Source organism: Longivirga aurantiaca (genome assembly GCF_042660085.1).
In the GTDB taxonomy this organism is placed as follows: Bacteria; Actinomycetota; Actinomycetes; order S36-B12; family CAIYMF01; genus Longivirga; species Longivirga aurantiaca.
Genome location: NZ_JBHSTI010000008.1, coordinates 1084434 through 1109212 on the forward strand (window position 1 = coordinate 1084434; position 24779 = coordinate 1109212).

Genomic DNA, 24779 nt, shown 5'->3' on the forward strand with positions numbered 1-24779 from the left:
TCCCCATCGGAGCCCGATGTCGCAGGTGGAGGCCGGGTCACGCACCCGATCGCTTCCCCGCGAGGTTGACCGTGGTGGCGGATTCACGATCGTTCCTGCCGATGCCGGCCGTGGCTAAGCTGCGCGATGTGCTTGCGCGGACATCGAGGGTCGAGGAGGAACTGGCCGCGCGGTTGGCGGCCTACGAAGCGCTCCGGGCCTCGCCCAACTATCCGAATCTCACCTCAGGTGAGGTCCGCGACTCCGGGGCGTACGGCGGCCAACAGGGGGTGTGGGTCGACAAGACGCGAACCTCGGCCCTCGTCGCCTCGGGAGTGGCGGTGGGATTGCGCCATACCGGGCGGCACTACGCCGACGACCTGGACGAGTCGGGCATCGTCTACCACTATCCCAAGACGCGACGAGCAGGTTCACGAGACAGCGGCGAGGTCGAGTCCATCAAGGCTGCCGAACGCCTGCGGCTCCCAGTGTTCGTCATCTCGGAGGAGGGTGCGGCACGACGAGTCCACCTTGGGTGGGTGGTAGACCACGATGACGCAGCGGGTATTGCACTGATTCTGTTCGGCGACCGCGCCGTAGCTCCAATGCTGCGCCGCGATGACGAGGTCGATGTCTTCGTCCGCGGCGCTGAGCGCCGCAGACGCCAGGCCGTCGCCTCACGACTCGAGCGAGATCCGACTTTCGCGTTCAACACGATTCGCAAGTACGGGGGCAGCTGCGCGCTGACGGGGATCACTGTGCCCAGCATGTTGGAGGCGGCACACGTTATCCCGGTCGCGCGCGGCGGGTCGGACCATGAGGGCAACGCGATCCTTCTCAACGCGGCGCTGCATCGAGCGTTCGACGCGTTCCTGTGGACTCTGCACCCGCGCACCCTGGACGTCGTGATTCGACCTCAGGGACCAGTTGCCGGCGCCATGCGGATCGAGCAGCTTAGTCTCAGCGGTCGTCCCGGACCCCATCGTGATGCACTCGAATGGCGGATGGACCAGTTCCAGCGTCAGCTGGGCAGCGCGGCTACCGCAGCTCTGTAGCCGAGGCTCGCTGGGCGCTCCCGTCGACCGGCCTCGTGGGCGGCCATTGTCGGAGGTGAGGTGTAGCAAGAGCTCACCTACTGGACCCCGGGGGAGGCCGAACGTGGCAAGGACCATGAAACCAGAGGCCGCGTTGGCGGCCTGCTACCCGGACGTCGCTGCGACATGGCACCCGGAGCGAAACGGCACCCGCACCCCCGCGGACACTTCGTCCAAGAACAGCTTCCGAGCCTGGTGGCGATGCCCCGCAGGGCACGAGTGGGAGGAGATCGTCGCCACACGCACCGGCCTTCCGGGCTGGAAGGGCGGGGAGAGGGCAGCGTGCCGGGTGTGCGTCGGCTATCACGTCATCGCGCCCTTCGATTGCGGCCATACGGCTGAGGTGCCGGCAGCGTTCGCGGAGCCACAGCGTGGCTGCCCCTCGTGTCGAAAGCGCCGGTGGCAGGAGGCGCAGGCGGAGTATCAGGCCCGCCGTGTCGCGAACTCGGCAACGGCCAAGAGGGCATACGCGGACTCCGGGGAGCGTGCTGCCGCCCTCCTCGACGACTGCCGGCCGCCAGATGACACGCCTGCGCCCCTGGTTGCCGAGTGGAGACGGGTGGCACTCCATGCTGTTCGCGTCGCGATCGTCAGCGAGGAGCAGTTCGGCAAGACCGGCGCTGTCGGGACTGCGCTAGCCGCCCAGCGCAGGCTGGCCGCCAACCTGGTCCCATCCGTGGAAGACCTGCGGACCGCTGTGGCGAGACGCGAGCCGACCCCGGTGCTCGGCCGCGCTCACTGGCCGATCGGGTGGCTGCACCACCTGGGAGCCCTCGAGCACGACACAACGCCAGCCCCGGACGTCCTCAACGACCTGGATTCGCATCTTCGGCAGGAGGTAGCAGCCTTGGAAGCACTGTTCGGCAAGCGACAGCTGCAGATGGGGGACGTCACGGGGCTGCTGACCGAGCTGATCGCGGGTTGGGCCTACGACCAGGAGGGGAAGTGGCGTGACCGACGGTGGAACGTCTTCCGGGAGCTCAGCCTCCCGATAACACCGGGCAAGAGCTCGCGATTCGGTCGACTCGATCTCACCATCATGCGACCGCAAGAGCCGGACATGGTGGTGGAGATCGACTCCACCCACAAGGAGGAGAGCCTCGAGAAGCTCGTGTTCGCCCGCGACGCCGGTGCCCTCGCCGTCTGGGTCCGCTGGCACGGCGGTCGCTTCGACGTTCCGCCAGGCATCCATGGGGTAGACCTCATCGCTGCCACCCGCCCCCTGACCAGCTAGGTCGTGAGAAGGCTGCCCACGGCCGAGATGGCGGCGTCGTCACGCTGGGGTGAGTACGGTTCTAAGGTTGTTGGGTTACTGACAATGGACTGGCCAGAGCGCGAGGCTAGAGGCTCAGGTCGTTGCAGAGGGCTTCTCTCGCCCCAGTCGAAGATCCGCGACCTTGTGCAACAAACGGCCATAGCCGTCCTTGGTGAGCTTGCGACCTTCCAGAGCCATGTTCCAGGCAATGTCGGCAGCCATGTCGATGTCCGTCTCAGCCCCGTCGCCTGGGGGCTTCGTCGGGTCATCACGCTGTGGTGAAGTGTCCGTCATCTTGTCCGCTGTGCCCTCCTCGCCGATCTCGCATCTACCGCCCCTGACCAGTAGGGAACAACCTTAGAAGCCGCACTCGCGCTGGTGAAACGCTGGGAACCGCGTCCTGGTTAGACTCATTGCGAGTCCAACTCGTCTCCGGAAGCCATTGCGCCACAAGGGGTTAGACGTCGGTGGAGTCATAGACATGAGCCATAGTGAGAGCCGGGTCGCGGCCGACCTCGGCGACGGTCACGTTCGCGTAGGACGGAGCCGATGTCATCGGCCACCACGGCCAGCCTCGGCTTGTAGCCTGACCATCATGTGGGGCCTCGAGATGTCGCGAGACGATCGCGCGTTCAGTCACATTGCGCACGAAGTGCACATGTGTGCCTACTCTGCCTTCCGCATGTTGAGCAGTGATGACGAGAACGATCGAGTTGCCTACCTTGAGTGCGAACTCTTGCACGCGCGAGCTCTCGAAGAGTTCCTCGTGGTGACGCGGCGCAGGCCGCGCGACGACGACATGCTTCGCACGCATTTCGCACCCGAGTGGACACCGTCGCCCGACGATGCCGTCAGCCGGCTTGGTGAAAGGCGGGAGACGATCAACAAGTACCTCGCCCACCTCACCTGGGCGAGAGTGGACGAACCGGATGCGCCGGCATGGTCCTTCATAGAGATCGCAGACGACATCGTCGCAGTGGCAGCGGCATGGGTGGGTCACGTAACGAGGAGCGAAGGTAGGCTCCCAGACGACCCAGATATCAAAGCGCTCATCCTCGCCAACGCCGTGTCAGATGCGCAACGCTGGCTGGGGATGGCACCACGTTGATAGCGGGATGGACACGACGTTGCTGGAGTCTGGAGCCGACCACCATCGTGCGCTGCGTGCCACGCGACCGCTTGCGAGAGAACGGCTAGCTGGGAGCCGTACCTCATGAACCCATCGCCGCGTCTGCCGTTTGCGTGGCTCTCGTCCATACGCGGTCGAGTTCAGGCGATGGTTGTATCGAGTATGTGCGAGGTGGACCTGGTGGAGGCGGCATCGCGCAAGTCCTGGGCCAAGAGGAGCAACGTCCCTCCTGATCTTCTTGCCACCGGACTGCTCACTGACCTCATCGGGCCGGAGGCGGCGTTGCTGAGCTTGCGGCTGGGCACAGCCCACCTCGCGGGTGTTGCCGACGTCTCGAACCCGCCGACGGGGCCGGCGACCCTCTTTCCAACTGGTTCACATCTACAGGTCACGGTTCGGCACGACCTCATGGAGCACGGTCGCTTCGACTGGTCTGGACAGTTGCTCGACTTGGGCAGCAGCGGCAGCGGATTCGGTTTCGACAACTCCCGTCAATGGAAGGTCAGCGACTTCGACCTCAACATCGGCAAGACTCGCGTCCACGTCGTTCACGCCAGTGCCCAGCGCTCGACGGACCTGTTTGACCCGCAACCACAGTTCGGCGGCATGTGCGAGGGAATCGAATGGGGCGATCAAGCGGTCGCACGTCATTGGCGCGTCTGGCTCGTCGGCGTACCGAAGCCGCACGAGCAGGTGACCACAACCCTTGCCCAGGTCCAGGTTTCGTTGGTTACCGACCGACGCGCAGCCGAACCCAACCATGGCGACAGCCAACCGCCACCTGACCTGCCCTACGTCACACAAGTAGCGCTGGACTTCGGCCATGACGTGGGGGCTGCTCAGGTCGACGAACTCCTTGAACGTCACCTCATGTGGCTCCTTGACATCTACTCCGGTCGCAGAGTTATTCCTCTCGCAGTGCTGCGCATCGCCCCCGACGGCACGGCTATGGGAGGGCACTGTCGCGACTACGGCCGACCGCTGGTGCGCAGAAGTCGCCGAGCCGTATCCAGCAACGATCTACAGGCGTTTCTCAACGATGTCGTACCCACCTGGGACGCAATGACGGAAGACGATCGCCACGTAGTCCGAGTCGCCACTGGGGTCAGGCACGCTTCCTCACAGATCGAATCGGAGGCGTCAGTAGTTCTCGCCGCGACCGCGCTCGAGCTCCTCGCCGGTGAGTGGCTCCCGCCCACCAAGGCAAGCTACGAGCTCACGAGGAGGCAGAAGAAGGACATCTCAGATGCGCTTACGAGCGCCGCTCAGGGAATCGCTCCTAACAGCGAGTTCGCCAGCAAGATCACCCAGATTGCAGGGAACATGTTCCGCCGCCCCGCCGCTGACCAACTTGGTCGCCTTCTGGGTCATCTCCAGGTGCCCATGAGCGAAGCCGAGGTTGGCGACTTCGTGAAGCTGAGGAACGATCTCATCCACGGCCGCCTGGCACAACGCAGCACGCAGGACAAGACGGAAGGCATGCTCCGAGGGCAGGCCATGCTGATGGGTTGCCTCCTCAGCCGGCTGGGTTACCGTGGCTCGGTCTACAACGAGGCCAGCCATCGGAACTACCGCCTGCCCTAGGTGCGCCTGACCGGCGACACCTATTTCGTTGAGTGAACCGCCGTCTGCGCTGACGTCCCCTGCCAGGATCTCACCCATGCGCCAGAGCGATCTGTACGAACTCCTGACCGGTGACGACAACGACTGCGTGTACCACTACACGTCGCAGCCAGGTTTGCACGCCATCCTTGCGACCGGATCACTTCGTCTCAGCACCTTCAATAGCCTGAACGATCCTCGTGAGAACAAGAAGTGGATGCCCGACGAGTTGCTGGGCCACGCCGGCGACGTCGACGATGCCTGGTTCGAGGCAGACCGAGCCATGGAGGAGGCGGTCGATCGCTTGCTACGGCGGGGCGTCAGAGTCGGCTGTTTCACCGAGACGCGATCAAGTGGCTCTGGGCATGGGCTCGCCAAGGGCTGGGCTCGGCCGGCTATGTGGGCTCACTACGGGGCCGCCCATCAGGGGGCATGTCTGGTCTTCGACCGCGGAGCTATTGGTCAAGCCGTGTCGGATCACGTCCCCGTCCGAGACGGGAACCTGACGATGTGCGGTGCCGTGGACTACACGGATCGTGAGTTGACCTTGCCTTACCTCGGCGCTCCATCGACTGTGGTCGAACTGAAGGAGTTGTTGGACGCGGTGACCATGGAACGTGACGTCGTTCCGAGCCTGTACTTGCAGAAGAACACGGACTGGTCAGGTGAGCGTGAATGGCGTGTGCTGGTCAACCAGTGGGACCTGCCTGAATCAAACCTGGACGAGCCGTTGTACGTCCCGTGGGAGGGAGCACTGCTGGGGGTCGTCCTAGGTTCTGAGTATGGTCCACGCGTTGTCGCGGAACGACTCTCAGGCGGTTTGCCCCTGCTGACCTGCAGTTGGACGTCGCGTCGCGCAACGTTGCAGCACTCGACAGGCGCAGCTGGATAACTTGAGTTGAGCTGCTGCACTCGATAAGCCGTGCACAGTCAGTGGCACGCGACAACCTCAAGGAATGAGTCCGGCTTTCGATCTCGTGACGCTTGCCGAGCCGGCGATCACCGGGCTGAACCTCACGGACACTGATCGACCGCCCCATCGGTACAGCTTCGGCGAGTATCCGGGCCCCATGGAGCGATGGTCGACTGAGCCCTCGATCGGACGGCTGGGGCGTCGGCCACCGCGTCGGACTGCTTCGACGGCACGTCTACAAAGGCGCGGGGAGTCGCCGAATCGTTCCCGGTTCGAGCCGCAGGCGCGAGTTCGCGTCGCATGAGCCGGCGTCGCACATGGCGGCGCTGGTGAGGAAGAACACGGCTACATCAGCGTCTCGATCCCTGCTGGAACGCCACAAGATGCCGTCCACGGGCAGGTCGTAGCGGAGGTGCTCAGCAATGACCTGGGTAGGGATGTATTCCAGGTTCTGTCGGTCGTCTGGACTGGCTACCTCGGTGACGTCCTTGACGAAGTCGAGGAGGAACTCGACCGGGCCACGGAGATGCCGGCGCGCTGGGTCGAAGAGCGAAGGAACCTCGGGTAGGTCGCGCAGATCCACGACGCTGAGATCCGTCAGTTGGGTGAACATTCCCACGGTTGCCTCGTCAGTTGGCCCCGAGTAGCCAGCTACCTCCCTATGAGCGCCCTCATCAGTAGAGGCACCGTAGAACGCCCCGATGCCTTTCGGGCTCATTCGATTGTCGCGGGCAATCGAGTCCGGGGGTGAGCCGAGGCTGGCAGCGTCATCGTGCCGATCCCCGGGTCCGTGGACGCGCGCACGCCACCAGGTGGTGCCAGCCGGTAGCCGCTTCGTCAGACCGACTTCGTTAGCCGCGGCTACGACCGCAGCGGGCACCGCGTGCATAGGGATGCTGCCTGCGCCGTCCGCGGTGGAGTCGTCAAGCGTTAGGAATGTGTACCGCCTCTGATGCTTCACATAGTCGCGAAACGCCTGCCACCCCCACCGAAGGGCCTCAGCTGGCATTGCTGCATATGGGTCCTTCTGACACCAGAGCTCATCGCTGATCGCCCACAGGATGGCTTCTAGGACGCCCTGCTGTTCGGTGATCTCGAAATCATCCAGCAGGTCGTAGGTGTCGAAGGTCGTTACGCGATACCCGCCCTCTCGGCCATCGAAGCCGGCGCCTTGTGCCGGGTCCTCGTACTCGTAACGAAGACCCTCGACAATCAGCTGGACGACCCGCTCCAACGGCGCCGAGGCGTCGGGCGACTGTGGCGACAAGCCGCAGAAGCTACACGCATCTTGACCGCCTTCCGAACGTACAAAGGCGACCAGCCATGGCTCAGACAAGCATCGGGAACACACGATTCCATCGGTGTCGCGGTAGCCGCGTGCCTCGATCGCCTCGGCGTAGCGCTTGGTGAGTCCCATAGCACTCATTCAACCTGACGTCGTCAGCCCCAACTTGCCGACTCGTCGACCGGGCCGCGGCGCGCAGGAAGGAAGGGAATGTCATGGTGGCTGGGGCCCTGGGTCTACGTTGCTTTCGACCGGAGGTGGACGAGTGACAAGCACTGGCAGGAACGACAAGCGCTCGGTTCGATGGGTTAGCCCGAGGGGCGTGGTCCACACCCTGACGTGCGGAGCCATCGGGGACGGCGGGCGATACGTCATCCTCGCGGACCTGCCCTCCGGGCTCGAGGACTGCACCGACTGCGGCGGATCGGAAGCTCGAGATTGAGCGAAGCTGGCTGTACCCCTCGCACCTGCGACAACTGACAGCAATCAGTGTGTCTCGCATGTCCATCTTTAGGCCAACGTTGCCGACCACCTCGAGGACGTCGACGGCGTGTGACGCAAGCTCGCAAGCGGCATGGCCGGACGCCCGGCGTCTGATACTTCCCGTGACCCCAGGCGCCCCGCTGCATCCGCTAGCGCCCCGGTCTGCACCGCTCGCAGCCCGACGCCCGGCTCGTTGTCGGTGCCCCCGGGTACACCAGTGGTGTGATCACGCATGAGGACCTCGACTGGTGGCTCGAGACCGCCCCCGCCTTGACCTGGACGTTCGCCAAGACATACGCCGACACGGCCCCGCACGAGTACGTCGTCGCCGGGCGCAACGGCTGCCCTCTGAGCCATGGCGACTTCGTACGGGCGGCCAAGGTCATCGCCACGTTCGGCCGCCCCGCCAAGTTCTACTCGATGACCGGCATCTACCTCACAAGCCGGGACGGGGGACTGAAGTGGTGGACCATGGACGCCGACCTCGACAGCACCGACCTGATCAACCAGGCCACCACCGACCGCGTCTACGGACCCCAGGACGCCCCCAACACCCGCACCGGGTCCACCGTTCCGGAGGACGCACTCGCAACCGAGTACGACCGCGCCCGCGACCGCCGGTGCGACGAGATCCTTGCTGAGCACATCCGCCGCCTCTTCCCGGAGGGCAGTCCAAGGACGCTGGACATCGGATGCGGCACCGGTCTGCCCCTGGACTTCGGCGTCATCGACGCCGGCACGTACACCGGCCTGGATCACAGCACCGCCATGCTCAACATGCTCGTGCGGAAGCACCCGCACGTACGGGCTCTCATCCCTGCGTCCTGGAACGAGGGCGTCGTCATCGGTGCACCGTTCGACCTTGTCCTCAACATCGAAGGCCCGGACGTGGACCCCGACCAGATGCAGCGACGGAGCTCCGGCTGGGTGATCACCGCGCGCGACGGAGACGTCGCTGTGGTGCCTGGGAAGGCGCGCGACACACGGTCCGGCACGGTTAGCGTCTCGCCATGACGGATTCGACTCCTGTACCGAACCAGGCCGGGGGACTGCTGGCCGCGCTGGTCCCGTTCGGAGTGCTGCGTCAGCCCGAGGTCGCCCTCACCACCGGGATCTGTTGGGTACTTGGCCTGGACGGGGCGGCGGGTGCGCTCGACGCTCTCATCGCCCGAAGCGGCATCACCCCGGACAGCGCAGGCCGATGGAGGGGCGAGGTGGTCGGTGACGGTGGACGCTCCGATCTCGAGTACGCCTGGGGCGATCCCCCGACAACTCGAGTCATCGTCGAGGCCAAGATCGGCCACAGCCTCACCCCGGAGCAGTTGGTGGGCTACGCCGACCGGCTGCCTGACACAGGTGGGCTCCTGGTCGTGCTGGCACCGGCCGCGCGCAGAGCCGAGGCGCTGGAAGTGGTAGCTCGCTGCCGAGACCTCACCGCCGGCCCGGCCACGTTCGCCGTCTGGACCTACGACGAGGTCCTGGAGCGGCTCGAAGCCGCCCTGCCCCATAGCGGCGACGTCGCCCAGCTGCGCGGCCTCGTCCAAGCGCACAACGCCACGGACATCGACCCGTTCCTCCCCGACGAGCTCCTCGAAGCCAACGCGTCGCGTCGTGAGGACGTGTGGTGGGTCGTCGACCACGCCTCATTCGGCATCCGCGAATCCCGGCAGCCCTCCGGCACCGACTGGAACCTCCTGCATCGTCGGTACCTGCCCGTCGGCAACTACAGCGCGGCCGTCGCCGTCGGCGTCGGGAGGAAGGATCCGGGCAACGACCCGACTCGGCCATGGGCGTGGCTCCGTGTCGCCGGTGCCAGCGCTCACGGCCGCCTCGCTCGACGCGCGCTCGCCAGCATCAGACCCGGAACTGAGGAGACCAAGGACGAGACTTGGCTGCCGCTGAGGATCGAGCCGGGCCTCTACGGTAGCCAAGCGGCGGAGCGACTCCGATCAGCGCTGGAGAGCCTCATCGACGACCTTGCGGCCGCCATCACCGTCGAGATGGAGCACCAGCTTGACCAGGCCCGCCATCTCGACACCGCCATGCTCGACGGCGTCCTGGGTATCGGTCCCCTCGAAGCGAACGATCTGCTTGCCGGCTCCGAGCGGCGCCATGAGGACATCTGGACCCTGCTGACCGAAGCCAGCCGCCCCCTTTACCCGGACCGGATCTACCCGGTCCAGACCAGCGACGAGGACTACGAGCGCGTGCGCTACATGCGGGTTGGCGCGTCGGAGGCGCACATCGCGACGTGCCTCCTGCGGCGGGGGAGGAACGACTCCGCTCCGGCCGCGTGGCTTCGGGTGCACCGGAGCACCTCACATGCCGAGATCGGTCGTCGTGTTCTCGAGGAACTGGCTCCAGGTCAAGTGGTCGACGATCCCAACGGGTGGGCGGTTCCCGTGCGCATCCCCACCGGTGTCGGTGGGCCGGCGATGCTCGCCGAGGTCCATGCACAGATCAGCGAGCTGTTCACGCGCTTCGCCGCGTCCATCGTTCGAGGCTCGTAGAGACATCGGAGATCGAGCGCGCGGAAGTCGAGTCAGGCGATGCGCTCCTGCCCCGCGGCGGCGGTGGCGCCTTCGCTGTCGGACCCGGGCGAGATCATGAGGTCAACGGACCGTCCAGACGATGCTGGCAACCATCAGCGTCGGGGCACAGCCGTCGAGATCTGAGGAGTCACCATGGATGCCCGAGAGGCCAAGCGGCTTGCCAACGAGCACTTGCGTGGTTCTCGCCTGACTGCATCCCGGGCCTCGCGCCACCGCGACGCCTGGGTCGTGTCCTACGTCGACGCGGACAACCCGGACGTGATGCTCGACGGCGGAGGCCTCATCGTGACGATGGACGGAGCGGTGATCGACGTAAGCTCCGTGCCCGGTGAGATCGACCGCGTGCTCGACGAGAGAGCACCGCGAGGGGAGGATCCCGACCTACCGCGCGACGAGGCGGAGGAGCTGCGCGCCCTCATCGCGGCTCGGCTGCCCTGGCCCGGCGTCCTGGAGGAACCCGTCGAAGCGTTCGCCGCCGTCGAGCAGCTGCGCAGTGCTGGTCGTGAGGTCTTCCCGGCGCGCGGGCTGGAACTCGCCGCGCTCGCGCTGGTGCCCTTCCAAGAAGTGCGTGTGGTGATCGTCGGCCTTGACCCGTATCCGACGCCGGGTCATGCGATGGGACTGGCGTTCTCCGTTCCACCCGAAGTGCGGCCGCTGCCGGCGGGCGTGCGGAGCATCCACGCCGCAATGCGGCACGACGGCTTCGACCCTCCCGACCACGGCGACCTGTCCGGCTGGGCCAGGCAGGGGGTGCTTCTGCTGAACCGGGCACTCACCTACGAACGAGGACGGAAGGCTGGAGCGCACCTGCCCATCTGGCGAGACTTCACGGACCAGGTGATCCGAGTGCTAAACGAGCGGGACGAGCCGGTGGTGTTCGTTCTGTGGGGGAACGAGGCGCAGAAGGTCGGCGCCCTCGTCGACGCCTCGCACCACCACACCGTGACGGCACCGCATCCTTCTTCCCGGGGGGCCTACCGGAAGGCATCCCAGGACGCGGGGACGTTCACCACGGTCAACCGGCTCCTCGGTGCAGAGATCCACTGGGAACAGGCAGGCGGGCGCTCCCACTCGTAGGTTCGCCAGAAGCAGTCGGACCACCAGGGACGGAACGTTCCGCGGGTCGTCAGCCGCAATGTCATCGTGACTGTCGGATGGACATTGATTGACCGACGACACTAACCCTGAGTACGTGGCGGTCTAGCGATGGACAGCAGAGAATCGCGGGACAACTTCCTCGACGTCTTCTTCGGGCCTGGCAATGACCTCGGGATAGACCCGAACACCATCGAGGGCGCTGATCCATCGCACAACTTCCTGAAGGACCTGATTCACGACGTGAGGGAAGGTTCGCCGTGGCCCTGGCTCTTGCCTCGGCGGGTAGGTGACGGAGCACAGCCAACCTGGTACGCCATTGCCGCCGACTACGCCGATTTCCGACGCCTTGGCGCTGAGTTGGCCGCAGTGACAGGCGATCCGTACTCGGACTTCTCTCCCGAAGCGGCATCGCTCGTATCGTCGGATCCAGTCGAGTTCGCGATCTTGAGTCTCGGTGCTAACGCCCACGCATACCGATTCACTGCGTCGCCAGGACAGGTGGTCCCACTTCGAATCGCCCTGGAACGACTTCACCGCGCCTGGACTCTCCGACCGAAGCGCGGGTGGGTCCGCGTTCGCCCGTTGGGGCGCGTTCTACGAGACTTCGAACTTGCCTTGGCTGGGCACAAGTACGAGTCGGCGGTCGAGGCGATCGGGGAGATCGAGCGAAACCGGCAATTGACGGCGACCAACCTCCTCTTTCTGCGCTTCCGGTTGGCAGCGACCTTCGAAGATCCACGAGACGCACTCAACTTGCCGGATGTGGACACGCTCATCACCATCAGGCGACCCCTCGCAGTGACGACTGCGCTTCAGCAGATCGTCTTCGATGCAAATCTGGTCGATACCGATGGGCCGGTGCCTGTTGACCAGGCCATCGAAATCTTCAGTCGGGACTTGGCCCAGTCATACGGTCCACTGTTCACCACCCTCAGAGCGAGCGACGACGCGTCGGCCGTCCGCCTGCAGATGCTCGCCACAGTCAACAGCGCTCGGCCAAACGAGGCGTTCGCTGACGAGGCGCTTGCGCGACCCTGGAACGCGGGTGTTCGGTCTTGGTTGCAGGCCGTTTGGGATCGGCGCCAGCAGCGCTCCGACTCAGCGCGTACGGCGACCCAGAACTTCCAACTCGGCGATCTGGACGGGGCCTTCGCGGTCGCTCTCGTTGATGAACCGAGCCAACTGCGCGCGAAGATCCTCCTGGTTTCAGCAGTCTCCATTGGTACGAAAGACGCGGCACAGTCTGCGCTCGATGCTTTCGATGCACTGTCGCTGGAGGAGCAGGGGCAACTTGGGCTCGACGGTCTGGTCAAACTCGCCCTACTGGAACTCCGCGAGCGGACTCGCTTCCTTCCAAGCACGTGGGCGGACTGGTTCGATCGCATTGCGCAGCACCCCCATCGAGAGACCATCGACTTGCTGGACGAGGCGCTGCCAGGCTGGATGGCGTCGGAACTGGACTCTGATCAAGGTGTTGCGGCCCTCACCAACCTGTTCCTGGCAACCCGCCCGGGCGATCAGATGGCTCTCGTTGCCGACGCCGTTCCTAGAGCACTGACCTACTGCCAACGGTCGGGCGCTTCCGACACACGCTTGGCGCCACTTCATCATGCGCTGCTGGCCGTCCTCACATACGAGTCTGATCTGACCGCTACCGACCTGAGCACCATCTCTGAGATCGCCGCGACTGTTCTTGGCTGCGGGATGGATGAGTCGCAGTACTCGGCGCTGCTAAGAGACCTGTTGGACGTCTGGACGCGCGTGAAGTCCTGGCGCCGCTGCGATTGGGCGGCCGACGTGCTGGACGCCGTTGTTTCGTCGCCCGCACCCGTGCCTGCCGAGCGTGATGCATTCGTGGTCGACCTCTACTCCCAATTGACTGCATACGCCGATCGTGTGAACGAGACCCAGCGCGTGTTGCTTCGCCTCCTTGGTCGGGAGGCGAGCCAACCAACCGAAATCTGGTCCTCACCCACAGAATCCGAGGACGAGATTGGTGGCACTGAGTCGTCTCCACTGTCGGGGTTGACCGTTGGCATCTACACGCTGGACGAGGGTGCGGCCGCCACAGTCCGAGGGTGGATTCTGGAGGTCGCTCCGTCGGCCCGCGTGGTGCTGAACCATGAACACGATGCCTCCGAGCGACTCACGGCGATGGTGAGAAGCAGCGATATCGTCGTTGTGGGGTGGGCGACGGCGAAGCACGCCGCCACCAATCACATCCGTGACGTGAAGCCGGACAGCACGCAAGTGGTCATGGCTCAAGGTCGCGGGGCGACTGGTCTATTTCGAGCAGTCTTGTCTGCGATGGCGTAGGGGAAGGGCCGTGTCGTGATCGGGCTTTCGTCGACGGGGGATGCCTCCAGCGGACGAATCCAGGAGATCGTCTCGCTCCTGCTCAAGCAGGAGCTCGCGTTCGGCGAGGAGATCGTCCTCACGAAGCAGGACGGGCTTGTGACACATGCGCGTCCCGACTTCTTCTTCCGGCTGGCTCCGGACCGAGGTGTCCTGGCCGAGGTCGAGCGAGGCGGCACGACCACGAACAATCATGACCTCAAGGACATCTGGAAGACCCACGTCAGCCCCGACGCGCAGCACCTCTTCCTTATCGTGCCGAACGCGAACTGGCGGGAAGGCGGTGCCGCGCGCGAGCGGCCCTTCCACCGGGTGGTGACGCGGCTGGGAGCGTTCTTCGGCGATCCGAGGCGCGAGGTCGATGTCGTGAGCCTTCTCGTCTTCGGCTACGGCCGTGACGGGTGGGGGCCACCCGTCACGGCCGAGGGCTAAGCGGCGTCAGCGCCAGACGTAGCCGCCGTAGCGGCTGGCAAGGTCGAGGTCGCCGGGCCGGATGGCGATCGGCCCGCCAGTCTTCGCCAGCGGGCCGAGTGTCGGCCGTGAGCCGTCGGCGCAGGGCACGCATCCGAGCCGCGACAGGAGGAGACCCCGGTGGACTTTCCAGAGCAGCGCGGCGTGGATCGACGCCGACACCCAGGGACCACCGCGCATCGTGCACAGCGCGTCGGGCTCGTCGTCGATCCGCATTGGACAGGTGGGCGGTGACGCCACGTCCTCGCGCAAGGCGATGCCGCCCCGCAGTCCGGGCAGGATCCCGGTCGGGACGATGGTCAGTGTGGTGGGGGACAGGGCGGTGATGGCCGGCTGCCAGTAGTCACGGGCGATCTCGAGGATCGCCTCTTCGCGGATGCCGGTCACAACGAGGGCGTCCTCGACCCAGGACCGGTCCGGAGGTGTTGTCGCGGCCACGCCTTCGATCGATGCGCCCTGCTCGGCCAGCTCGCTCCGGAGGCGCTCGTTCAACCTCTCGTTCTCCGAGAGCGATCGGCGGTTACCCAGTGGGTTCCAGGCCGTGACCAGCCAGTGGTCGGCGGGCGCCGCAGCCTCGATCTCCTCGGGTGTGAGCGGGCGCTCGACGGAGGCGCGCGTCACGACGTTGCCGACCTCTGTCCGCCACGTGTGCTGCTGGATCAGATACGACTCGATCACGCTCGTGTTGGGCCGCTGCCGCACGCTCCGACCTTCGGGTCGGCCGAGGCCTTCAGGCTCGACGTACGGCACAAGGGCGTCGTGGGCGCGCTGGATCTCGGGATCGGTCATGTCGGTCATGGGGGCCCCCTCGTCGCTTCCGCCCATCGGTCGAGGGGCGGCGGATCTTCCTCCGGGGGCACCGTGCGACGAGCTGCGCGGTTGCCAGGCGACCAGCCGGAGGGCTTGTGGTCGCGCTTCTTGATCTGGGTGAACTGTATGCCGGACCACCGACAACGCGTCTGGCACAGTGGCCGTGTGGGGGTTGATCCGGTCGAGCGGCTGCTCGCGCTGCAGCAGTACCGGCACAACGGGGCCCGGGTGCCGCACAAGCCGCTGCTCGTTCTGCTGGCGCTCCAGAAGCTTGCGACGACGGGCTCGAGCGACCTCGCCTGGAGCGAGGCCGAGGACCGTCTTGCCGGACTGATCGCGGAGTTCGGCCCCACGACGAAGACGAGTCGGCCTCAGAGCGCGGCCTACCCGTTCACGCGACTCCGCGCGGACGGCGTGTGGGCGTTGTCAGTTGATGTGCCCGACGACCTAGTCACGCCACTGCGCGAGACCGACGTCCACGGCCGGCTCGATCCGGCGATCGACGCGGCGCTCATCCAGGACCCTCGACGGCTGGAGGGAGTAGTGCGCAGCCTGGTCGACGCTCAGTTCCCCAGCACGATCGCGCCCGACGTTCTGCTGGCTGTCGGGTTCGACCCGGAGCTGCTCGCACCGGGCTTGGCCGCGGTGACGCCGGAGGAGCGCAAGCGCAGCGTTGCTTGGCGAGACGCGATCGTGCGCGCCTGGGACGGCGCCTGCGCCTTCTGCGGCTATGACGGATCGCTGGGCGGAGCGCCGGTCGGGATCGAGGCCGCCCATGTGCGCTGGTTCAAGGTCGGCGGCCCCGACGAGCTCGACAACGGGCTCGCGCTCTGCTCCTTGCACCACAAACTCTTCGACCGCGGCGCCCTCGGGCTGTCACCGGATGCGCGGGTGCAGGTGTCGGAGCACTTCCGGGCATCTGGTGTTGGCAAGCAGGTCTACGACCTTCACGGCCGGGAGCTCCGGCCGCGGCCGGGCGCTCAGTTGCCCGCGCCGGTCCACGTCGAGTGGCACCGCACCCAGGTCTTCAGGGGCGATCCGCTCGCTGCCTGATCCCGTGCTGTGGGCACCGTCGGCTACGGTGCTGGAGTCAGGTCTGTGGGGGTCTAAGGGGGCTTGTGTGGACGGCGAAGTCGAGCTGGTCCGAGACGGGGACGGCCTCCCGTCATGGGCGACCCTGCGGCCGTCGACGCGTTCCTGGCCTCGGAGGGGCTTACGGGCCTCGACCTAGGACTGCCGCGCCTTCGGTCTGTCATGAACGCCGGCTCCACCGCAGCCCAGGCGGGCTCGCAGCTGGCCTCCGCATCCGGCCGGTGGGTGAAGCTGAGCAAGGAGTCTGCGAAGGCCATCGACCAGTACGGGCTGAGGCAGAGCTCGAAGAGCGGCCTGAGCACGGGAGTGCTCAGAGGGAAGTCCGGCCAGATCAAGGGCTTCGTGGAGTTCGCCAAGACCCCGGGGGCTGCTCTCGCCAACCCGGCAGTGCTCGCGGGAGTCGGCGGGATCATGGCCCAGATGGCCATGCAGCAAGCCATGAACGAGATCACCGACTACTTGGCCGTCATCGACGAGAAGGTCGATGACATCCTGCGCGCGCAGAAGGACGCTGTGATGTCGCGGATGATCGGTGTGGGTTTCGTGGTGGACGAGGCCATGGCGCTGCGTCAGCACCGCGGCCGAGTTGATGAGACGACGTGGTCCAAAGTGCAGGCCTCACCGGCCACCGTCGCCGAGACACAGGTGTACGCACTGCGGCAGCTTGATGCCCTCGCCGAGAAGATGGAGCGTCACAGCAAGGTGGGCGATCTCGCCAAGATCGCCAAGGACGCAGAGTCTTCGGCCCAGGAATGGCTCGCAGTGCTTGCGCGCTGCGTCCAGCTGCAAGACGCCATCGCCATCCTCGAGCTCGACCGCGTTCTGGACGCCTCGCCTGACGAGCTCGACGGCCACCGCATGGGTCTTCGGGCCGCCCGCGAAGATCGGCTGGCGCGGATCTCACGGACCACGCAGCAGCTGCTCGACCGGATGACTTCCGCGGCCGCCGTGGCCAACACGAAGGTGCTGCTCCACCCGACCACGGCTCCCGGGGTCGTCCATGCCACCAACCAGGTCGCCGACGCCGTGGTCGAGTTCGACCGTCGACTCGGGCTGGAGCACGAGCGTCAAGCGCTGGAGGCCCGAACGTGGACCGAGGCCGCCACCGACGCTCGGGACAAGGCCCTCGAGACGGGCGCGGACGGGTTCGACACCGCGAAGCGGCTGGGCGGCCAGTCCGTTGACCGTGTCAAGTCCGTGTCGGGTGGTTTCACGAACCGCATCACCGATCGAGCGCGGCGGACGCGTTCGTCGGATGACGACGCGGCCGCCGAAGACTGAGATCCCACCACCAACTCCCACAGGCAGTGGGGGAGTCTCGCTCAACCATCGATCGGGCTGGGGGCAACCGTTTGCCGGGCAAGCTGCCCGACAGCGGATCGTGGACGGACACGCACGCCCAGATGCGGCCGTGAACGTCGCACCCCTGTGCCAGCATCGGTCCCGGAGGGGATGCACTGATGAAGCAAGGGTTGGCGGATCGCGCCGCGGGCGCGCTGCTCGGGATGGCGGCCGGCGACGCGCTCGGTGCGGGCTACGAGTTCGGGCCTGCGCTGTCGGCTGCTACTGAGGTCGAGCTGATCGGCGGCGGCTCGTTCGGCTGGGCGCCGGGGGAGTGGACCGACGACACGCAGATGGCCGTGCCTCTGCTCGAAGCCGCGGAACGGGCTGCCACATCAGGTACCGCGCTGACGGACCACCTCGATCACGTCGCTCGTCGATGGGTCGACTGGGCGGTCACGGCGGCCGACGTCGGCAACCAGACCCGCTCGGTGATCTCGACGGTTCGACACTCGGGCGACGTGTCGGCCGCGGCGCTGTCGCAGGCGTCGCACGCCCTGCACGCGTTGACCGGTCGCACCGCCGGCAACGGATCGCTGATGCGCACGGCCCCCGTCGCGCTGGCCTACCTCTCCGATCCCGCGGGTCTCGCTTCGGCAGCCCGAGAGGTCAGCTCTCTGACGCACTGGGACGACGACGCCGGCGACGCGTGCGTGCTCTGGTGCCTCGCGATCCGGCATGCGATGCTGCACGGCGCCTTCGACCTCGCGGGTGGGCTCGACGCCCTGCCCGAGGAACGGCGTACGACGTGGGCCGCGCGGATCGCAGAGGCCGAGAAGGCGCGGCCGCGGGACTTCCCGGAGAACGGCTGGGTCGTGCACGCACTTCAGGGGGCATGGTCGGCGATCACGACCACGAAGGTGCCGGACGGCGACCCGCCGCTGCACCTGCGGCTCGCGCTCGAGAACGCCGTGCGCGGCGGGGGTGACACCGACACGGTCGCCGCGATCGCGGGGCAGCTGCTCGGTGCTCGCTGGGGTGCATCGGCCGTGCCGATGGGGTGGACCGCGAAGCTGCACGGGTGGCCGGGCCTCACCGGTCAGGCGCTCGCCGAACGCGGCGCAGCGCTGGCTGGCGGTGCATCGCGGCTCAGGGCCTGATCGCCGTGGCCGCTGGTCTTCTGGTTGCAGAGAGTAGTCCGCCGCGCTGCGGGTAGCGTCGTGCTGTCGCCGATGGAGTGAGGGAACGTGGGACTGAGCACGCCCAACATCACCGCCCTGGTCTGGACGGACGCGAAGGAGGTGCTGCCTCACGAGGCGCACGACTTCACGCCCTGGCTGGCGGGCAACCTCGACCTCCTGGGCGACGCGCTCGGACTGGACGAGATGGCGCTGGTCCAGACGGAGTGGAAGGTCGACTCGTTCGCCCTCGACATCCTTGCCCGCGGGCGTGATGCCGATGGCGAGGTCACGGTCGTCATCGAGAACCAATACGGGCAGACCGACCACCGGCATCTCGGTCAGATCCTCACGTACGCCGCGCATGCCGCCGCTGGCGGCCACCGGGTGCTCGCTGTGTGGATCACCGAAGAGGTAAGGCCCGCGCACCTCGCTGCGGTCGAGTTCGTGAACCGGGTGGCGGCCTCGGACGAGTCGTCGTTCGGCATGGTGCTGATGCGGGTGCGCTTCGCCCCGGCACCCTCCGGCTGGCACGTCGATTTCCAGGTCGACTCTGAGCCCAACACCTTCCTGGGATCCTCGACCACGACCGGCGGTGGCGGCTCCACGGCCGGGGCGCGGGGGGCCTTCCTCGAAGCGGTGGTCGCGCAGGTGGATCCCGCGGTCGCCTCGGCCGGGGTCAAGAGGTCAGGCGGAATCAACCGGAAGCAGGGCGCTGCCATCTATCGATTCCCGCTGGGGGTCGAGCTGGGGAAGTACGCCACCATGCGCATCGTGATCGGAACGGACTTCACGAACACGGCGCTCTACATCCAGAGCAGGCCGACTGCGGAGGAGAACAGGGCCATAGCCGTCGTGGTCCGTGAGCACGCCGAACCCTGGATCGCCCACTACGGCCTCCGAGTCGACGAGTGGTTCGGGAGCGCGGAGACGACCAAGCGCGAGCGGATCATCACGCACTTCGAGCACGGCTACCTCGACGGCCAGGCGGCCCAGATCGCCAAGGACGCGGCTACGGTGGTGAGTGCCTGGGCGCGTCTGCTCGCGGAGCATCCGCTGACGAACATCCTTGAGCAGGCCGCGCAGGTGACGCCGAACGAATCGGTCTGACCGGCTTCGTTCGCCGTCACGAGCACCAGGTGGTCGATCGCCGAGCCACGTCGTACACCTGCTCGACCTGAGCGGTCGTCATCAGGACGGTCGAGCGCTTGAAAGCCCTGGGCACGTCCATGCGGTCGAGGATGCCGACGTCGTCCGGCCTGCCCTTGATCGTGACGTCCGGGATGAGCGCACCGGTCGTGAAGATGAGGACCGGCTTCACGAAGACGGGGAAGCCGACGGCGGTAGTCAGGAGCTTCGTCGCGCGTTCGCCCTCGAAGCGGGAGTTGCGCAGGTAGTCGGTCCGGTGCCCGTTGACGAGGATCGCGTTCTTGCTGACCCAGACCTTCTTGCCGGGCGCAGAAGGAAACGGGGATCACATGAGTGAGCAGCCTCCGACCTATGCGGTCGGACAGGAAGTCAATGGATACCGCTGGACCGGGACTGAGTGGGAGCCTGTGGCGCCCGCGGCGGCACCGGTCCTGACGGCGCCTACCGCGCAGCCCGAGGCCCGCGCGAAGAAGCCGATCTGGAAGCGCTGGTGGTTCTGGGTTCTCGCCGTACTGCTGCTGTTCATCATCGCCGGTGCGCTGGGTGGCGGAGGTGGTGACAAGGCAGCGACGACCACTCCGTCGTCCACGCCGACGTCGTCTAGCCCCGACTCGGCGAGCGAGGAGCCGACCGAGTCCGAGCCGGCCGAGGAGCCGGTCGACGCTCTGCCCGGCCTGAAGACCGCAGTGGCGGACGGCAAGTTCGAGTTCACCGCGACAAGCCTCAAGTGCGGCGTGAAGTCGGTCGGAAACGAGATCCTGGGCACGAAGGCGCAGGGTCAGTTCTGCCTCATCGGCATCACCGTGAAGAACATCGGTGACGAGGCGCAGATCCTGTTCGACAGCAACCAGGTCGTGTTCGACAAGGACGGCAAGAAGTACGAGTCCGACACTGAGGCGGCGATCTACGCCAACGAGGACTCCAGCGTCTTCATCGAGGAGATCAACCCCGGCAACTCGGTCAAGGGGATCCTCGTCTTCGACGTTCCCAAGACCGTGAAGCCGACGCTCATCGAGTTCCACGACTCCGCCTTCAGCGGCGGCGTGCAGGTCTCGCTCTCCTGATCGGAAGGCGCTAACGGCGAAGGCCCTGTCACCGTGTGGTGGCAGGGCCTTCCGCATGCACACGAGACCTTCTCGGACCCGGCGTCCGCCCCGACCTCCACCTGCGTGCCCTGTTCCAAGCGACGTGTCTCGCAGGCCGGAGCCTGCCGGGCTTCCTGTCCGGCCTAGAGGATGCGGACGTGACACGCTGCTCCCGTGCGAAGCCTGGGGCTCGACCTTGCCGCTGATCCAGTCAATACGGCGCTATGCGCCATCGACTGGGCAACGGGGGAGATTCAGGTCGCCGTCGGCCCGGTGACGGACGAGCACATCGTCGGGGCTGTGGGGGACTCGGACGTGCTCGGCGTCGATGCGCCTCTCGGTTGGCCACAGGACTTCGTCGAGGCAATCACCAGCCACCACGAGCTGGGTGCATGGCGCTTTCCTGAGGCCGATTCGCCGGCTGCTCGTCGTTCGTTGAGGTTTCGCGCTACCGACCTGGCCTTGATGGCAGAGGGGCATCGACCGCTCAGCGTCGCGTCAGACCTCATCGGAGTGGTCGCACTCCGAGCCGCCAGGCTCCAGCACCTCTTGGCTGCGAACGGGCGTGAGGTCGACCGCACTGGAACGACGGGGCACCTCGTCGAGACGTATCCAGCGGCGGCGCTGAGTTCTTGGGGGCTCCGGTCCACGAGCTACAAGGGAGCCAAGAACCGGGATGCTCTCGCGGGGATTGCCGCTCTGATGGTGGAGAGCGTCGGCCCCGTCCTTCCCGGAGCAGCCGACGTGCTCCGGGGTCGCAGCGATCACGTCGTGGACGCGTTCGTCTGTGCCCTTGTGGCTGCCGCGGCCCGCGTGGGGTTGACCCAGCCACCCCACCGAGATCAATGGGAACTGGCCCGGACAGAGGGGTGGATCCACGTGCCGACGGCGACTGCGGGCGACGTGGCCCGGGCCGCATCGCGACAACTTGCGAGTTAGCGTCTTCCCTGGTCACCGGTCGGGGCCTGGTTCGCAGCGGCGCCGGTCGTACAACTCTCGTCCAGCGCTGCGGCTCGCAGTCGCACCAGCCCTCGTCCGTCACGTGACCCATGCCGACTCCGTCCGCGTCGCTTCCGCCCCCGTCGGTCGAGGGGGCGGCTGATCTTCCTCCGGGGGCACCGTGCGACGAGTCGCGCGGTTGCCAGGCGGCCAGCCGGAGGGCTTGTGGCCGCGCTTCGTGATCTGGGCCGGACACAAGCCGCAGCATCCGACAACCCGGTGCCGGGCGAGGAGCAGGGATACGTCGATGTCCTTGCCCCGATGTCTCGAGCCTGGTCGGTCGGCTGTGCCGGCATCAGGATCGGAGGGAACGCACCGATGGGGGATGGGATCGCGGATCGCTGAGGCCGAGGCGGCCCGGTCGCGGGACTTCCCGGAGAACGGCTCGATGGTTCATGCGCTGCGCTGGCGGCTTCATGAACCCGGGCGACCGCCGCGTGACGACTGTCGTCGGATCGCGACAGTTGCGGCGACCTGCTCGGTGATCGCCTCAGGCTCCTCGTGCTCCCAGAAGCGCAGGACCGTCCAGCCCTCTGCCTCGAGCCGGCTGGTGGTGTCCGCATCACGCTGCGCGTTGCGAGCCAGCTTGGGAGTCCAGTAGCTCTCGTTCGACTTGGGGGAGGTGCCGTGCTCCGGGCACGAGTGCCAGAAGCAGCCGTCGATGAAGACCGCGATCCTCAGCCGGGGGAACACGACGTCGGCCCGACGACGCCGATCGAAAGGGAGCGGGTAGTCCACCGAGTAGCGCAGACCGCTGGCGTGCAGCCGCTTGCGTACCGCCATCTCCGGCCCGGTGTCGCGACGGCGGTTGCCCAGCATCGAGCGCCGGACCGCGGGGCTGCTGGCCCAGGAGTCGGCGTCCGTCGTCATAGACCAAGGATCGCACCGGGCGCCGCCCGGGTGCCGGCCGACCGCTGCGGTATCGACGACGAGCCCGCTCGCGAGGGTCCACGCCACGTCGTGCAGCCGCCTCGCTGCACGCGCTGACCGCGGCCTGATCGTCGTCATCGGCCCCGGGCCCGACGACCGTGCAACCGCGCGACATCCAGCGCGCTGCCGAGCAGCTTCGCGAACGGCGTGCTGCAGATGCCGGTGCGCGTGACCACACGCCGGTGGTCACGCGCACAAGCAGCGGGCTCTAGACGAGAACCTTCGCCACCACCACGAGCCGCACGTAGCGCACGTCGACCTCGTTCGGCGCGGGGTACCACTGGTTACCGACGCCGAAGCCGAAGGTGACGCGTCGCGTCGACGAGACGAACCCCGCCCCCGGCGACGACACCATCGAGATCCAGCGCCCCGTCGTCGCCCTGATGTCCAACGCGTTCGACACCCAGCTCGCGCCGCCGACGCGGTCGATCCATCCATAGCCGCGCGCGACAGGCATGTAGCCGTTGTGGCCGTGCGTGTGCCCGTAGACCTGCAGCGTGAGCTTGCTGTAGGACACCGCGGACGGGAGGACTGCCGAGAACGAGCCCTCGACCCACTGCGGCCCGGTCTTCCTGATGTCGCAGTTGTTGTAGAACCACGCGCCCGTGACGCCGTACGTCGACGTCCTGACCGCCGCGCAGGTGGCGCTGCGGTTCGTCGCGATCCGCTTGCTCGCCGTCAGCTGCACGTTCACGGTCTTCGTGACGAGCTTCTTGAGCGAGACCGTCACGGTGTGGGACGGCGTCGCGCGCACGTTGCCCGCCTTGTCGACGGCGGTGAGGGTCCAGCGGTACACGCCCGCAGGCACGAGGGCCCCGGCCGTGTTGCGCCCGTTCCACGCGATGCCGACCTTGCCGGCCCAACGGGTCGCTGCGATCTTCCGCACGAGCGCGTTGGTCGAGGAGCGCACGGTGAGCGTCAGTGTCGCGTTCTCGCTCAGCACCACCGTGGGCGTGAACGAGTCCTTGTAGCTGTCCGGGTACGGGTAGAAGGTCAGCCCCGCACCCACGACGGATGTGAGCGTCGGCAGCGTCGAGTCGACCACCACGGTGGTCGTGTCACTTCCCGAGAACCCGCCGCTCGTCCCGGCGATGCGGATCGTGTAGGTGCCGTTCGGCACCGCCACGCCGCCCGCGTCCTTGCCGTCCCAGGTGTAGACGTGAGTTCCAGGATTCAACGTGCCCAGCTGCACCGGACCGCGAACCACGTCCTGCGTGGCGTTCAACGCCGTCCAGGTGATGGCCTCGGCTTCGCTCAGTGTGAAGGTCGTCGTGCTGGTCTTCTTCACGCCGTTACCGTTGGGGCTGAAAGGATTCGGCGACTGCGCCGTGATGGTCGGGTGCAGGTTGGCCGTCGTGATGTTGACGTAGGCGGACTCTGCACCGCCGCAGCGATCGAGTGCAGAGCTGCACTCGCGCACCACGAGCGTGTGGTCGCCCTCGCTCAGCGTCGTCGGGTCGATCGTGGTCGTGAACGGTGCCGCGTCGTCGTACGCGACAGCGACGAAGTCAACCAGGAACGCCACGGCAGGGCTCGGCGCGGTCGCCGAGAAGCTGAAGCCGGTCGTCCCCGGAAGGACGGAACCGGACGACGGCGTCGTGATGACCGGGAGCGTGTTGGACAGCGTCACGTCGACGGTGTCGCCGTCCCAGGCGCACTCGTCCATGCTGCTGCAGTCGGTGGCCTTGATCGGCCAGCTGGCGTTCTCCCATCCCCAGGACGACCAGGAGTAGGTCACGGTGGAGCCGGCAGGCGTGAAGACGCCCATCGTCTCGCCGCCGATCTGGAGCTGCACGCGCGGTGCGGTGCTGGTGATCGAGATGGTGACGACACCGGAGACGACCGCATCCTGTGCCGGCGACGTGATGGTGGGAACGGTGGAGGGCGCGTCGGCCCACACCGCCCCAGGGAAGACCACTCCCGTGGCGAGCAATGCGGCAGTGGTGAGACTGAGAACGAGTGCTCTGACTCTCTTCATGGCCGTTCCCCTTCGACCGGTTTCCGGCTTCGACGCTACGCGCACCCCGGGCACCGTTGCC

General features: G+C 66.7%; 22 protein-coding genes and 2 riboswitches. Of the genes, 16 read left to right on the forward strand and 6 right to left on the reverse strand.

The window, feature by feature from the left end; genetic code table 11:
- Positions 1 to 110 precede the first annotated feature (110 nt).
- Together ACFQGU_RS09080 and ACFQGU_RS09085 are read left to right on the forward strand one after the other, a co-directional pair.
- The gene (locus ACFQGU_RS09080; RefSeq protein ID WP_386765871.1) at positions 111 to 1034 is read left to right on the forward strand and encodes an HNH endonuclease; all 924 of its coding nucleotides are present in this window, start codon (positions 111 to 113) and stop codon (positions 1032 to 1034) included.
- 103 nt (positions 1035 to 1137) lie between these two features.
- Entirely contained in the window at positions 1138 to 2307 is a 1170-nt protein-coding gene (locus ACFQGU_RS09085; RefSeq protein ID WP_386765873.1) for a zinc-ribbon domain-containing protein, read from the forward strand.
- 114 nt (positions 2308 to 2421) lie between these two features.
- Here the strand turns inward: ACFQGU_RS09085 and ACFQGU_RS09090 are convergent, their stop codons facing one another.
- A complete protein-coding gene (locus ACFQGU_RS09090; RefSeq protein ID WP_386765874.1) occupies positions 2422 to 2550 on the reverse strand; it encodes a hypothetical protein in 129 nt (42 codons plus the stop codon).
- Positions 2551 to 2923: 373 nt separating this feature from the next.
- Here ACFQGU_RS09090 and ACFQGU_RS09095 point away from each other — a divergent pair, with 373 nt between their 5' ends.
- The 3 genes from ACFQGU_RS09095 to ACFQGU_RS09105 all read left to right on the forward strand — a co-directional run bounded on the left by ACFQGU_RS09095 (position 2924) and on the right by ACFQGU_RS09105 (position 5951).
- A complete protein-coding gene (locus ACFQGU_RS09095; protein ID WP_386765876.1) occupies positions 2924 to 3436 on the forward strand; it encodes a hypothetical protein in 513 nt (170 codons plus the stop codon).
- Between the two features lie 192 nt (positions 3437 to 3628).
- The gene (locus ACFQGU_RS09100; protein ID WP_386765878.1) at positions 3629 to 5041 is read left to right on the forward strand and encodes a hypothetical protein; all 1413 of its coding nucleotides are present in this window, start codon (positions 3629 to 3631) and stop codon (positions 5039 to 5041) included.
- A gap of 76 nt (positions 5042 to 5117) precedes the next feature.
- Positions 5118 to 5951, forward strand: a complete 834-nt coding sequence (locus ACFQGU_RS09105; protein ID WP_386765880.1) for a DUF2971 domain-containing protein — start codon at positions 5118 to 5120, stop codon at positions 5949 to 5951.
- 256 nt (positions 5952 to 6207) lie between these two features.
- Here the strand turns inward: ACFQGU_RS09105 and ACFQGU_RS09110 are convergent, their stop codons facing one another.
- Positions 6208 to 7389 (reverse strand): HEPN-associated N-terminal domain-containing protein, encoded by a 1182-nt coding sequence (locus ACFQGU_RS09110; RefSeq protein WP_386765882.1) that lies wholly within the window; start codon positions 7387 to 7389, stop codon positions 6208 to 6210.
- Positions 7390 to 7962: 573 nt separating this feature from the next.
- On the opposite strand from ACFQGU_RS09110, the gene ACFQGU_RS09115 reads away from it, so the two are divergent.
- The 5 genes from ACFQGU_RS09115 to ACFQGU_RS09135 all read left to right on the forward strand — a co-directional run bounded on the left by ACFQGU_RS09115 (position 7963) and on the right by ACFQGU_RS09135 (position 14177).
- Positions 7963 to 8754, forward strand: a complete 792-nt coding sequence (locus ACFQGU_RS09115; protein ID WP_386765884.1) for a class I SAM-dependent methyltransferase — start codon at positions 7963 to 7965, stop codon at positions 8752 to 8754.
- A complete protein-coding gene (locus ACFQGU_RS09120; protein WP_386765886.1) occupies positions 8751 to 10250 on the forward strand; it encodes a hypothetical protein in 1500 nt (499 codons plus the stop codon). Before ACFQGU_RS09115 ends, ACFQGU_RS09120 begins: the two co-directional genes overlap by 4 nt.
- Before the next feature lie 174 nt (positions 10251 to 10424).
- Positions 10425 to 11369, forward strand: a complete 945-nt coding sequence (locus tag ACFQGU_RS09125) for a uracil-DNA glycosylase (protein WP_386765888.1) — start codon at positions 10425 to 10427, stop codon at positions 11367 to 11369.
- A 129-nt stretch (positions 11370 to 11498) separates the two neighbouring features.
- The gene (gene dpdD, locus ACFQGU_RS09130) at positions 11499 to 13706 is read left to right on the forward strand and encodes a protein DpdD (protein ID WP_386765890.1); all 2208 of its coding nucleotides are present in this window, start codon (positions 11499 to 11501) and stop codon (positions 13704 to 13706) included.
- 15 nt (positions 13707 to 13721) lie between these two features.
- On the forward strand, positions 13722 to 14177 hold the full coding sequence (locus ACFQGU_RS09135) for a hypothetical protein (protein ID WP_386765892.1): 456 nt from the start codon (positions 13722 to 13724) through the stop codon (positions 14175 to 14177).
- 6 nt (positions 14178 to 14183) lie between these two features.
- Here the strand turns inward: ACFQGU_RS09135 and ACFQGU_RS09140 are convergent, their stop codons facing one another.
- On the reverse strand, positions 14184 to 15014 hold the full coding sequence (locus ACFQGU_RS09140) for a DUF3293 domain-containing protein (RefSeq protein WP_386765894.1): 831 nt from the start codon (positions 15012 to 15014) through the stop codon (positions 14184 to 14186).
- Positions 15015 to 15022: 8 nt separating this feature from the next.
- Positions 15023 to 15140, reverse strand: a riboswitch (SAM riboswitch).
- Between the two features lie 12 nt (positions 15141 to 15152).
- Here ACFQGU_RS09140 and ACFQGU_RS09145 point away from each other — a divergent pair.
- The 4 genes from ACFQGU_RS09145 (at position 15153) to ACFQGU_RS09160 (ending at position 19687) form a co-directional block, all read left to right on the forward strand.
- Positions 15153 to 16079, forward strand: coding sequence for a phosphorothioated DNA-binding restriction endonuclease (locus ACFQGU_RS09145; protein WP_386765895.1), 927 nt, complete (start codon positions 15153 to 15155; stop codon positions 16077 to 16079).
- A 114-nt stretch (positions 16080 to 16193) separates the two neighbouring features.
- A complete protein-coding gene (locus ACFQGU_RS09150; RefSeq protein WP_386765897.1) occupies positions 16194 to 17399 on the forward strand; it encodes a hypothetical protein in 1206 nt (401 codons plus the stop codon).
- Positions 17400 to 17578: 179 nt separating this feature from the next.
- On the forward strand, positions 17579 to 18559 hold the full coding sequence (locus ACFQGU_RS09155; RefSeq protein ID WP_386765899.1) for an ADP-ribosylglycohydrolase family protein: 981 nt from the start codon (positions 17579 to 17581) through the stop codon (positions 18557 to 18559).
- An 87-nt stretch (positions 18560 to 18646) separates the two neighbouring features.
- A complete protein-coding gene (locus ACFQGU_RS09160; protein ID WP_386765901.1) occupies positions 18647 to 19687 on the forward strand; it encodes a hypothetical protein in 1041 nt (346 codons plus the stop codon).
- Between the two features lie 16 nt (positions 19688 to 19703).
- Here the strand turns inward: ACFQGU_RS09160 and ACFQGU_RS09165 are convergent, their stop codons facing one another.
- A complete protein-coding gene (locus tag ACFQGU_RS09165) occupies positions 19704 to 19898 on the reverse strand; it encodes a hypothetical protein (RefSeq protein WP_386765903.1) in 195 nt (64 codons plus the stop codon).
- Positions 19899 to 20055: 157 nt separating this feature from the next.
- Between ACFQGU_RS09165 and ACFQGU_RS09170 the strand changes: the two genes are divergently transcribed.
- Complete coding sequence (locus tag ACFQGU_RS09170) at positions 20056 to 20790, forward strand: DUF4352 domain-containing protein (RefSeq protein WP_386765905.1); 735 nt, start codon at positions 20056 to 20058, stop codon at positions 20788 to 20790.
- Between the two features lie 195 nt (positions 20791 to 20985).
- Entirely contained in the window at positions 20986 to 21750 is a 765-nt protein-coding gene (locus ACFQGU_RS09175; RefSeq protein WP_386765907.1) for a DUF429 domain-containing protein, read from the forward strand.
- 123 nt (positions 21751 to 21873) lie between these two features.
- Positions 21874 to 21994: riboswitch (SAM riboswitch) on the reverse strand.
- A 230-nt stretch (positions 21995 to 22224) separates the two neighbouring features.
- On the opposite strand, the gene ACFQGU_RS09180 is transcribed toward ACFQGU_RS09175, so the two are convergent.
- Together ACFQGU_RS09180 and ACFQGU_RS09185 are read right to left on the reverse strand one after the other, a co-directional pair.
- On the reverse strand, positions 22225 to 22680 hold the full coding sequence (locus tag ACFQGU_RS09180; protein WP_386765909.1) for a very short patch repair endonuclease: 456 nt from the start codon (positions 22678 to 22680) through the stop codon (positions 22225 to 22227).
- Between the two features lie 268 nt (positions 22681 to 22948).
- The gene (locus ACFQGU_RS09185; RefSeq protein ID WP_386765911.1) at positions 22949 to 24718 is read right to left on the reverse strand and encodes a FlgD immunoglobulin-like domain containing protein; all 1770 of its coding nucleotides are present in this window, start codon (positions 24716 to 24718) and stop codon (positions 22949 to 22951) included.
- Positions 24719 to 24779 lie beyond the last annotated feature (61 nt).

Coding starts and splice junctions, on each gene's coding strand:
- ACFQGU_RS09095 (WP_386765876.1), top strand. CDS start 2,924: ATGTGGGGCCTCGAGATGTCGCGAGACGATCGCGCGTTCAGTCACATT.
- ACFQGU_RS09155 (WP_386765899.1), top strand. CDS start 17,579: ATGAAGCAAGGGTTGGCGGATCGCGCCGCGGGCGCGCTGCTCGGGATG.
- ACFQGU_RS09170 (WP_386765905.1), top strand. CDS start 20,056: ATGAGTGAGCAGCCTCCGACCTATGCGGTCGGACAGGAAGTCAATGGA.
- ACFQGU_RS09120 (WP_386765886.1), top strand. CDS start 8,751: ATGACGGATTCGACTCCTGTACCGAACCAGGCCGGGGGACTGCTGGCC.
- ACFQGU_RS09090 (WP_386765874.1), bottom strand. CDS start 2,550: ATGGCTGCCGACATTGCCTGGAACATGGCTCTGGAAGGTCGCAAGCTC.
- ACFQGU_RS09185 (WP_386765911.1), bottom strand. CDS start 24,718: ATGAAGAGAGTCAGAGCACTCGTTCTCAGTCTCACCACTGCCGCATTG.
- ACFQGU_RS09110 (WP_386765882.1), bottom strand. CDS start 7,389: ATGGGACTCACCAAGCGCTACGCCGAGGCGATCGAGGCACGCGGCTAC.
- ACFQGU_RS09140 (WP_386765894.1), bottom strand. CDS start 15,014: ATGACCGACATGACCGATCCCGAGATCCAGCGCGCCCACGACGCCCTT.
- ACFQGU_RS09180 (WP_386765909.1), bottom strand. CDS start 22,680: ATGACGACGGACGCCGACTCCTGGGCCAGCAGCCCCGCGGTCCGGCGC.
- ACFQGU_RS09145 (WP_386765895.1), top strand. CDS start 15,153: ATGCCGGACCACCGACAACGCGTCTGGCACAGTGGCCGTGTGGGGGTT.
- ACFQGU_RS09105 (WP_386765880.1), top strand. CDS start 5,118: ATGCGCCAGAGCGATCTGTACGAACTCCTGACCGGTGACGACAACGAC.
- ACFQGU_RS09125 (WP_386765888.1), top strand. CDS start 10,425: ATGGATGCCCGAGAGGCCAAGCGGCTTGCCAACGAGCACTTGCGTGGT.
- dpdD (WP_386765890.1), top strand. CDS start 11,499: ATGGACAGCAGAGAATCGCGGGACAACTTCCTCGACGTCTTCTTCGGG.
- ACFQGU_RS09150 (WP_386765897.1), top strand. CDS start 16,194: ATGGGCGACCCTGCGGCCGTCGACGCGTTCCTGGCCTCGGAGGGGCTT.